The sequence below is a fragment of the Microbacterium sp. genome (assembly GCF_011620665.1).
Taxonomy (GTDB): domain Bacteria; phylum Actinomycetota; class Actinomycetes; order Actinomycetales; family Microbacteriaceae; genus Microbacterium.
Genome location: NZ_WOYQ01000017.1, coordinates 1 through 9,260, shown reverse-complemented (window position 1 = coordinate 9,260; position 9,260 = coordinate 1). Strand labels below are relative to the sequence as shown.

General features: G+C 66.0%; 10 protein-coding genes. 2 read left to right on the top strand and 8 right to left on the bottom strand.

What is annotated here, in order from left to right; genetic code table 11:
* The 6 genes from QZV81_RS02680 to pdxS form a co-directional block, all read right to left on the bottom strand.
* Positions 1-422 (bottom strand): AAA family ATPase (locus QZV81_RS02680; protein WP_292832094.1); only part of this gene is annotated, 422 nt, incomplete at its 3' end.
* Positions 415-1,032 (bottom strand): Holliday junction branch migration protein RuvA, encoded by a 618-nt coding sequence (ruvA, locus tag QZV81_RS02675; RefSeq protein WP_292832091.1) that lies wholly within the window; start codon positions 1,030-1,032, stop codon positions 415-417. The genes QZV81_RS02680 and ruvA, both read right to left, overlap by 8 nt.
* A gap of 51 nt (positions 1,033-1,083) precedes the next feature.
* Positions 1,084-1,650, bottom strand: a complete 567-nt coding sequence (ruvC, locus tag QZV81_RS02670) for a crossover junction endodeoxyribonuclease RuvC (RefSeq protein WP_292832088.1) — start codon at positions 1,648-1,650, stop codon at positions 1,084-1,086.
* Between the two features lie 49 nt (positions 1,651-1,699).
* Complete coding sequence (locus QZV81_RS02665; RefSeq protein WP_292832085.1) at positions 1,700-2,464, bottom strand: YebC/PmpR family DNA-binding transcriptional regulator; 765 nt, start codon at positions 2,462-2,464, stop codon at positions 1,700-1,702.
* Positions 2,465-2,532: 68 nt separating this feature from the next.
* Positions 2,533-3,120: a pyridoxal 5'-phosphate synthase glutaminase subunit PdxT gene (gene pdxT, locus QZV81_RS02660; protein WP_292832083.1), complete on the bottom strand. Its 588-nt coding sequence runs from the start codon at positions 3,118-3,120 to the stop codon at positions 2,533-2,535.
* A gap of 150 nt (positions 3,121-3,270) precedes the next feature.
* Entirely contained in the window at positions 3,271-4,194 is a 924-nt protein-coding gene (pdxS, locus tag QZV81_RS02655) for a pyridoxal 5'-phosphate synthase lyase subunit PdxS (RefSeq protein WP_292832080.1), read from the bottom strand.
* 59 nt (positions 4,195-4,253) lie between these two features.
* Here pdxS and QZV81_RS02650 point away from each other — a divergent pair, with 59 nt between their 5' ends.
* Together QZV81_RS02650 and pdxY are read left to right on the top strand one after the other, a co-directional pair.
* Positions 4,254-5,603 carry an aminotransferase class I/II-fold pyridoxal phosphate-dependent enzyme gene (locus QZV81_RS02650; RefSeq protein ID WP_292832077.1) on the top strand — a complete coding sequence of 450 codons (1,350 nt, stop codon included), beginning with the start codon at positions 4,254-4,256 and terminating at the stop codon, positions 5,601-5,603.
* Positions 5,604-5,610: 7 nt separating this feature from the next.
* Positions 5,611-6,462, top strand: a complete 852-nt coding sequence (pdxY, locus tag QZV81_RS02645; protein WP_292832074.1) for a pyridoxal kinase PdxY — start codon at positions 5,611-5,613, stop codon at positions 6,460-6,462.
* A gap of 14 nt (positions 6,463-6,476) precedes the next feature.
* On the opposite strand, the gene QZV81_RS02640 is transcribed toward pdxY, so the two are convergent.
* Both QZV81_RS02640 and thrS read right to left on the bottom strand, forming a co-directional pair.
* Positions 6,477-7,031: an HIT domain-containing protein gene (locus QZV81_RS02640; protein WP_292832071.1), complete on the bottom strand. Its 555-nt coding sequence runs from the start codon at positions 7,029-7,031 to the stop codon at positions 6,477-6,479.
* Positions 7,028-9,019: a threonine--tRNA ligase gene (gene thrS, locus QZV81_RS02635; protein WP_292832068.1), complete on the bottom strand. Its 1,992-nt coding sequence runs from the start codon at positions 9,017-9,019 to the stop codon at positions 7,028-7,030. Before thrS ends, QZV81_RS02640 begins: the two co-directional genes overlap by 4 nt.
* Positions 9,020-9,260: the final 241 nt, after the last annotated feature.

Genomic DNA, 9,260 nt, shown 5'->3' with positions numbered 1-9,260 from the left:
CCCTTGCCGACCATGATGTCGATGCGGAAGTCCTCCATCGCGAGGTAGAGCATCTCTTCGGCCGAGCGGGCCATCCGGTGGATCTCGTCGATGAAGAGGACTTCCCCGGGTATGAGACTCGACAGCAGCGCGGCAAGGTCCCCGGCGTGCTGGATCGCCGGGCCGCTCGACATGCGCAGCGGACGTTCGCTTTCATGGGCGACGATCATCGCGAGGGTTGTCTTGCCGAGTCCGGGAGGGCCGGAGAGCAGGATGTGGTCGGCCGGACGCTGCTGAATGCGAGCGGCATCCAGCAGCAGCTGAAGCTGTCCGCGAACTTTGTGCTGCCCGATGAACTGCGCGAGCGACGCGGGACGCAGCGCTCCCTCGACGGCGAGTTCGACCTCGTCTTCGGGAAGTCCCTGGTCGAGCGGATCAGACACCGGTGCGCTCCATTCGGGCGGGTCCGAGCTGGGCGAGTGCCGACTTCAGCAACGCCGGAATCGAGCTCTGCTCAGCCTGTGTCGCCGAGGCAACGACGTCCGCCGCCACCTGCACGCTCGTGCGCTCATTCCATCCGAGCGCAACCAAGGCGGCAGCCACCTGCGCCGTGATCGACGACTCTGTCGCACCGCGGCTCGCCGGGACCTCGACAGACTGGAGCTTTCCCGCCAGCTGGACGACGATGAGTTTTGCCGTTTTCGGCCCGATCCCTGAGACACGGCGAAACGGCGCATCATCCTCGGCGGTGATGGCATCGGCGATCTGCGCGACCGAAAGCGCCGCGAGGACTCCCAGCGCCGATTTCGGTCCGACGCCGGAGACGCCGAGCAGCTGCGTGAAGACTGTGAGCTCGTCGCGCCTCCGGAATCCGAAGAGTGACAGCGCGTCTTCGCGGACGATCAGATTCGTGTGCAGGAGGATCTCGTCGCCGAGGTGGACCTCGCGCGACACCTGGGGTGTCACTGCGACGGAAAAGCCGACGCCGCCGACCTCGATGATGAGGTGGTCGACGTCCAGATGGAGCACCCGGCCGCGGAGCGAAGAGATCATGGTGCGAGCCTAAGGAGCGGTTCGCAGATTTGTTCGAGCGACACGCCTCGATCAGCGACGGGCACGGCGTTCGGCATCTGTCCACGCGCGTTGCGCAGGGGTCAGGGCGCCGTTGCCCGTCACGGCGGGCGACGGTCCGCGTCGCCAGGCATGACAGAGCGCCAGCGCCAAGGCGTCGGCGGCGTCTGCGGGCTGTGGCAGCGCGTCGAGCCGCAGCACCCGCGCGACCATCGTCTGCACCTGCAGCTTGTCGGCGGCCCCGTATCCGGTGACGGCGGCTTTGATCTCGGAGGGCGTGTGGGTCGCGGCGGGCAGTCCATGCTCGGCGGCGAGCAACAGGGCGATGCCGCTCGCCTGTGCTGTCCCCATGACCGAGCTTCGGTTGTGCTGAGCGAACACGCGCTCGACGGCGACGACGTGCGGCTGATGCTGGACGAGAACCGCACGGATGCCGGCGGCGATCGTGGCCAGTCGCTGCTCGATCGGCGACTCCGGATCAGACCGGACGACGCCGACGTGCACGAGCGATGCCGAACGATCACGGGCGACATCGATCACACCGAGGCCGCAGCGGGTCAGGCCGGGATCGATTCCGAGAACGCGAAGAGCGGAGGCCACTTCCCCACGCTACGCGCGAAGCGGGCAGCATCCGCGCCCGAAACGCTCACTACTCGTCGGTGTCGTCTTCGAGTTCGGCTTGAACCTCAGCCGTGAGATCGAAGTTGCTGAAGACGTTCTGGACGTCATCGCTGTCCTCGAGAGCGTCGATGAGACGAAAGACCTTGCGCGCTGTGTCGGCGTCGATCTCGACCTTGAGGTTCGGGACGAACTCGACGTCTGCGGATTCGTACTCGATTCCCGCCGCTTGCAGGGCGGAGCGCACCGTGACGAGGTCGCTCGCCTCGGTGATGACCTCGAAGCCCTGCGCGTGGGCCTCTACTTCTTCGGCGCCGGCGTCGAGCACTGCGAGCATGACGTCATCCTCGCTCGTACCTTCGTCGCTGACGACGATGACGCCCTTGCGGGTGAAGTTGTAGGCGACGCTGCCCGGGTCGGCGAGCGTCCCACCGTTGCGCGTGAGGGCTGTGCGCACCTCGGCGGCCGCGCGGTTCTTGTTGTCGGTGAGACACTCGATCATGAGCGCGACGCCGTTGGGGCCATAACCCTCGTACGTGATCGATGCATACTCGACCGACTCGCCGCCGATGCCGGCACCGCGCTTGATCGCGCGATCGATGTTGTCCTTGGGTACTGAGGTCTTCTTCGCCTTCAGGACCGCGTCGAACAGCGTCGGGTTGCCCTGCAGGTCAGGCCCGCCGAGCTTCGCGGCAACCTCGATGTTCTTGATCAGCTTGGCCCACGACTTGGCGCGTCGGCTGTCGATGACGGCCTTCTTGTGCTTCGTGGTGGCCCATTTGGAGTGTCCGGACATGAGGACAAGTCTATTCCGATGGCGTTCGGGCTCGATCGGCCTGCGACCTGGTGTGTGCCGGGTAGGCCTCAGGCGGAGCGCACCGCATCGAGGAAGAGCTCGTGGAAGCGGGTCTCGCCGGTCACCTCGGGGTGGAAAGCCGTGCCCAGCAGCAGCCCCTGACGCACCGCGACGATGCGGCCGTCGGCCAGGGTCGCAAGCGTCTCCACCCCCGGGCCGGAGTCGACCACGAGAGGAGCACGAATGAACACGGCGTGCACGGGTGGCTCACCGAGAGTCGGAACCATGAGTTCCGTCTCGAACGAGTCCACCTGGCTGCCGAAGGCGTTGCGCCGTACCGTGACGGCCAGCCCGCCGAAGGTCTCTTGACCGGCGATTCCGTCGGTGACGCGGTCGGCCAGCAGGATGAGCCCTGCGCAGGTGCCGTATACCGGCAGGCCGGCTGCGATCGCGGCGCGAATCGGCTGCTGCATTCCGAAGGCGCGCGAAAGCTTGTCGATCACGCTGGACTCGCCGCCGGGCAGGACGAGCCCCTGCACCGAGGAGAGCTCCTCGGGTCGGCGCACGAGCAAGACGTCGGCACCCAGACGGGTGAGCATGCCCACGTGCTCTCGCACGTCACCTTGCAGGGCCAGCACCCCGACCTTCACCGGCATCCGCTCGCGCTCCCGTCGCGCTTCCCGCACTCGGTCATCACGCCCCTGCGTCCCACTCTCGACCGACTGTGTCCCGGTTTCGGTCGCTCGGTAACGCTGCTGGCGACCGAAACCGGGACACAGGCGAGGTGGATGCCGGGAGCCGAGCGGTCACCAGCCACGCTCGGCCAGGCGGTGCGGTGCGGGAAGGTCGCTCACGTTGATGCCCACCATCGCCTCGCCGAGCCCACGCGAGACCTCTGCCACGATCTTGGAATCATCGAAGAAGGTGGTCGCCTTCACGATCGCGGCCGCGCGCGCCGCGGGGTTGCCACTCTTGAAGATTCCGGAGCCCACGAAGACGCCATCGGCGCCGAGTTGCATCATCATCGCGGCGTCGGCCGGGGTGGCGACCCCGCCGGCGACGAACAAGACGACCGGAAGAGTTCCGGTCTCGGCGATCTCGGCAACGAGGTCGTAGGGTGCCTGCAGCTCCTTCGCTGCGACATAGAGTTCGTCCTTCGACAGCGCGGCGAGCCCGGCGATCTCTCCGCGGATCCTTCGAATGTGCTTCATCGCCTCCGAGACGTCGCCGGTGCCGGCCTCCCCTTTCGAACGGATCATCGCGGCGCCCTCGGTGATGCGGCGGAGAGCCTCACCGAGGTTCGTGGCACCGCAGACGAAGGGCACGGTGAAGCCCCACTTGTCGATGTGGTTGGCGTAATCAGCCGGTGAGAGCACCTCTGACTCGTCGATATAGTCCACGCCGAGCTCCTGCAGGATCTGCGCCTCGACGAAGTGGCCGATTCGAGCCTTTGCCATGACGGGGATCGAGACCGCGTCGATGATCGAGTCGATCATGTCGGGGTCGCTCATGCGCGAGACTCCGCCCTGTGCGCGGATGTCGGCGGGCACCCGTTCGAGCGCCATCACCGCGACCGCGCCGGCATCCTCGGCGATCTTGGCCTGGTCGGCCGTGACGACGTCCATGATGACGCCGCCTTTGAGCATCTCGGCGAGGCCGCGCTTGACGCGGGACGATCCGGTGGCGGGAGTGGACACGAGGAACTCCTTCCGGCGCGGGGCGCCGAACATCTGATGATTGGCTTAGGTCAAAAACTACCACGTACCAAGCCGATAGACTGGAAAGCGACATGAGCCAGGACGATCCGGTGGACGACGGCATTCGGGGCGCCTCCGCCCTTGAGATCGCCGACAGCCTGCGCGTGCTCATCGAGCGCGGCGCGGTGCGGCCGGGTGCTGCTCTGCCACCGGTGCGGGCGCTCGCCGAGCGGCTCGCCGTCAACCGCAACACCGTGATGGCCGCGTATCGCCAGCTCGCCCAGGCCGGACTCGTCGTCAGTCGCGGTCGCGGCGGAACACTCGTCGCGGAACCGGAGCGTGTCGCTCAAGAGGGATACGCCACCGACAGCATCCTGCGCGACATCGGCACCGGAAATCCGGATGCCGCGCTGATCCCGCCGTTGGAACGCGTCCTACCGGTCCTCGGCGGCCGAACGGTGCTGTACGGTGAGCCGGTGATCGACCGCGATCTGGAGTCGTGGGCGACGCAGTGGATGCGCGAAGACATCGCGGACGACCTGCCGCTGCGGCTCACGATCACCAGCGGCGCTTCGGACGCGATCGAACGACTCCTCGCGCAGACGCTCACTCGCGACGACGCCGTCGCTCTCGAAGACCCCTGCTTCCTCTCGAGCATGAACACCGTGCGGCTCGGCGGCTATCGCGTCGTCCCGGTCCCGATGGACGAAGAGGGGATGACGGTCGCCGGGCTCGAAGCGGCGCTCGCGGCCGGCGTACGGGCTGTCGTCTGCACGCCGCGTGCGCAGAACCCCACAGGCGCGAGCCTCAGCGATGCGCGTGCCCGTGCCCTGCGCGTCGTGTTGGCAGATCATCCGTATGTGCTCGTGATCGAGGACGATCACTTCTCTCTGCTCTCATCGCGCCCCTTCCACTCGCTCATCGGCTCCGGCCATCGCCGCTACGCGCTCATCCGATCGGTCTCGAAGTTCCTCGGCCCCGACATGTGCCTCGCTGTCACCGCCAGCGATCCTGACACTGCGGAGCGGTTGGCGATGCGGCTGAGTCCCGGCACGATCTGGGTCAGTCACCTGTTGCAGCGCCTCACATACGCTCTGATGACCGACGAGGAAACACGCGGCGGCATCAAGACCGCGGCCGCGCACTATGCGGCCAGAAATGCTGCCTTCGCACAGCGGCTGGTCGATCACGGCGTCGACGCGACGCCGGGTGACGGACTCAATCTGTGGGTAAGGGTCCCGGTGCTGGCGCGCGTCGTCGCCGAGCAGCTGATGCGCCGCGGATGGTTCGCGCGACCCGGCGACGAATTCGTGCTCGCCGATGAGGCCGCCGTCTTCCACCTGCGGCTGACCGTCCATGACCTCTCAGATGCCGACGCCGATCGTCTCGCATCCGATCTGTCCGCCGCGGTCAAGGCCGCCGCTATCCGGAAAGTGGGATGATCCGTCCGTGAAGATCCTTTCCATCCAGTCCGCCGTCGCTTACGGCCACGTCGGCAACTCGGCAGCCGTCTTTCCGCTGCAGCGCATCGGTGTGGAGGTCCTCCCGGTCTACACGGTGAACTTCTCCAACCACACGGGCTATGGGTCATGGCGGGGTCCGCTCATCTCGCCTGGGGACGTTCGCGATGTCATCACGGGCATCGAAGAGCGCGGCGTCTTCGGAGACATCGATGTGATCCTCTCGGGCTATCAGGGGAGCGAAGGCATCGCGGAAGTCATCCTCGACACCGTGCAGCGAGTGAAGTCCGCGAACCCCGCGGCGATCTACGCGTGTGACCCTGTTATGGGTAATGCGACCAGCGGATGCTTCGTGGCGCCGGCCATCCCGGTTCTCCTCCGCGAGCAGGTGGTGCCGGCCGCGGACATCATCACGCCGAACCAGTTTGAGCTCGGCTTCCTCACCGGCACCGAGCCGGCCGGTCTGGCTTCCACCCTGGCATCCGCCGATGCCGCCCGCTCGCTCGGTCCGTCCACGGTCCTCGTGACCTCGGTGGAACGCCCCGACCGGCCGGAGGACACGATCGAGATGCTCGCCGTGACCGCAGATGGAGCGTGGATGGCACAGACGCCGCGGCTTCCGATGAAGGCAAACGGCTCGGGCGACGTGACCGCGGCGCTCTTCACAGCACACTTCACCGACAGCGCCGATGCGGCCGACGCGCTTGCCCGCACCGTCTCGAGTGTGTTCGATCTACTGAAGAACACCTACGACGCTGGAGCGCGCGAGCTCCAGCTGGTTGAGTCGCAGGAGTTCTACGCCCACCCGCGAATGCAATTCGAGGTCACGCGGGTCCGCTGACCGAAGCGAGACGTTCAATCCGCGGGCCACGCGGATGCCAGGGAGGCCCGCACGTCTCCGAGCAACTGAGGCAGAGCCTTGGTGCGTGCGATGATCGGAAAGAAGTTCGCGTCCGTGGCCCACCGCGGGACGATGTGCTGGTGGAGGTGCTCGTCGACTCCCGCTCCGGCCACGGCGCCCTGATTCATGCCGATGTTGAAACCATCGCAGTGCGATACCTCGCGGAGGACCCGCATCGCGGTCTGGGTGAGTTCTGCGATCTCGACGACCTCGTCGGCACTCGCCTGATCATAGGTCGCCACATGTCGGTAAGGGCATACGAGAAGGTGGCCCGAGTTATACGGGAACAGGTTCAGGAGAACATAGGCGCTGCGCCCGCGGTGGACGATCAGTCCATCAGCATCGGACAGGTCCGGCGCGACGCAGAAGGGGCAACCGCTCCCCCGGTTGACCTCGGCGCCTGCGGTGATGTAGGCCATCCTGTGCGGCGTCCAAAGCCGTTGGAATCCGTCGGGCACGCCGGCCAAGGTACCGGCATCGATCAGCGCCGACGGCGAGGGCTCGCTCACGCGAGGTCCTCCGCGGTATTTACCAGCGTACGGTCGGTGAGCGACGAGGTGATCTTCTCGATCGCCTCGTCCACGGGGATTCCGTTGGTCTGTGACCCGTCGCGGAAGCGGAAGGAGACGGTGCCCGCCGAGCGATCCTGCTCCCCCGCGATCAGCAGCAGCGGCACTTTCTGTGTCGTATGGGTGCGAATCTTCTTCTGCATCCGGTCATCGGAGCGATCCACCTCCGCGCGGATCCCCGAGGCACGGAGGCGATCGACGATCTCGTCCAGGTAGTCTGCGAACTGCTCCGCGACGGGGATCGCGACGACCTGAACCGGCGCGAGCCACAGCGGGAACGCCCCAGCGTAGTGTTCGAGCAGGATTGCGAAGAATCGCTCGATCGAGCCGAAGAGCGCGCGGTGGATCATGATCGGGCGATGCTTCTCGCCGTCTGGACCGGTGTATTCCAGGTCGAATCGCTCGGGCAAGTTCACATCCACTTGCACCGTGGACAGCTGCCAGGTGCGGCCGATCGCATCGCGGGTCTTGAGGTCGATCTTGGGACCGTAGAACGCGGCTTCGCCGGGCACTTCGGTCACCTTCAGTCCGCTCGCGAGCGCGACGTGACGTAGCGCGTTGGTCGAGTACTCCCAGAACTGGTCAGAACCGATCCACTTTGACTTCTCGTCATCGCGCATCGACAGCTCCAGCTCGAAATCCTCGAGCCCGAAGTCTCGGAGCATCGAGATCACGAACTCCAAGACCCGCGCCGTCTCGGTCTCGAGCTGATCGGATGTCACGAACAGATGCGAATCGTCCTGAGTGAACCCGCGCACGCGGGTCAGCCCGTGGAGGGCGCCCGACAGCTCGTTGCGGTACACGGTCCCGTTCTCCGCGAGCCGCATGGGCAAGTCGCGATAGCTGCGCGCCCGCTCTTTGTAGATCAGGATGTGCATCGGACAGTTCATGGGCTTCAGGTAGTAGTCCTGGCCCTTCTTGGTGATGTTGCCGTCTGCGTCGCGCTCTTCATCCATCACTATCGGGGGGAACATGCCCTCACGGTAGGTGACGAGGTGGTTGGAGGTGAGGAAGAGGTCCTCCTTCGAGATGTGCGGCGTGTAGACGTACGTGTATCCGGCCTCGACGTGTCGGCGGCGAGCGTGCTGCTCCATCTCACCGCGGATGATCCCGCCCTTGGGATGCCACACCGACAGGCCGGAGCCGATCTCTTCGGGGAACGAGAAGAGGTCGAGCTCCTTGCCGAGCTTGCGATGATCGCGTTTGGCGGCTTCTTCGAGCCGTTGCTGGTACGCGCGCAGTTCCTCCTTGGATGCCCATGCGGTTCCGTAGATCCGCTGGAGCTGCGGGTTCTTCTCGCTCCCGCGCCAATAGGCGCCCGCGATGCGCGTGAGGTCCCAACCATTGCCGACGACGCGCGTGCCCGGCACGTGCGGACCACGACAAAGGTCCTTCCACACCGTCTCGCCGTCGCGATTGACGTTGTCGTAGATCGTGAGTTCGTCCGCACCGATCTCGACTGAAACGCCTTCGGCGGCGTTCGCGCCCGAACCCGGCCCGCCGGCCAAGTCGATCAGCTCGAGCTTGAACGGCTCCCCCGCCATCTCAGCGCGCGCTTGTTCCTCGCTCACGATGCGGCGCACGAACCGCTGGTTCTCGCGAACGATCCGCTCCATCTCCCTTTTGACCGCCTTGAGATCGTCCGGCGTGAATGGCTCGTCAACCCCGAAGTCGTAATAGAACCCGTCGGTGATCGGCGGGCCGATGCCCAGGTTCGCCTGCGGCCTGATGCGCTGCACCGCCTGGGCGAGGATGTGTGCGGCGGAGTGCCGCAGGATCGACAGACCGTCGGCGCTGTCGGCGGTCACCGGCTCGACCGCATCGGATGCGCCGACGACGAACGCGAGGTCCTTCAGCTCGCCGTTGACACGCAGCGCGACCACGGAGCGGTCGGGAAACAGGGCGAATCCGTCGGCCGGAAGGGACACGTCCGAGGATGGTGAGGCGAAAGTCACGGGAACCTCTCCAGAAAGTGATTCGAAACCCCGAGTCTATCGTTGAGAGCCGGGCGCCCCTCGCCCCAGGTACGGGCCGCCGGAGAGTGGACGTCACGAATCGCCGGAGCCGACCAGCACAAAGACGAGAAAACCCCGGATTTACCGGGGCTTTCTGTGGTGCGCGATACTGGGATCGAACCAGTGACCTCTTCCGTGTCAGGGAAGCGCGCTA

Coding starts and splice junctions, on each gene's coding strand:
- pdxS (WP_292832080.1), bottom strand. CDS start 4,194: ATGTTCGGCGCCCCGCGCCGGAAGGAGTTCCTCGTGTCCACTCCCGCC.
- pdxT (WP_292832083.1), bottom strand. CDS start 3,120: ATGCCGGTGAAGGTCGGGGTGCTGGCCCTGCAAGGTGACGTGCGAGAG.
- QZV81_RS02665 (WP_292832085.1), bottom strand. CDS start 2,464: ATGTCCGGACACTCCAAATGGGCCACCACGAAGCACAAGAAGGCCGTC.
- ruvA (WP_292832091.1), bottom strand. CDS start 1,032: ATGATCTCTTCGCTCCGCGGCCGGGTGCTCCATCTGGACGTCGACCAC.
- QZV81_RS02650 (WP_292832077.1), top strand. CDS start 4,254: ATGAGCCAGGACGATCCGGTGGACGACGGCATTCGGGGCGCCTCCGCC.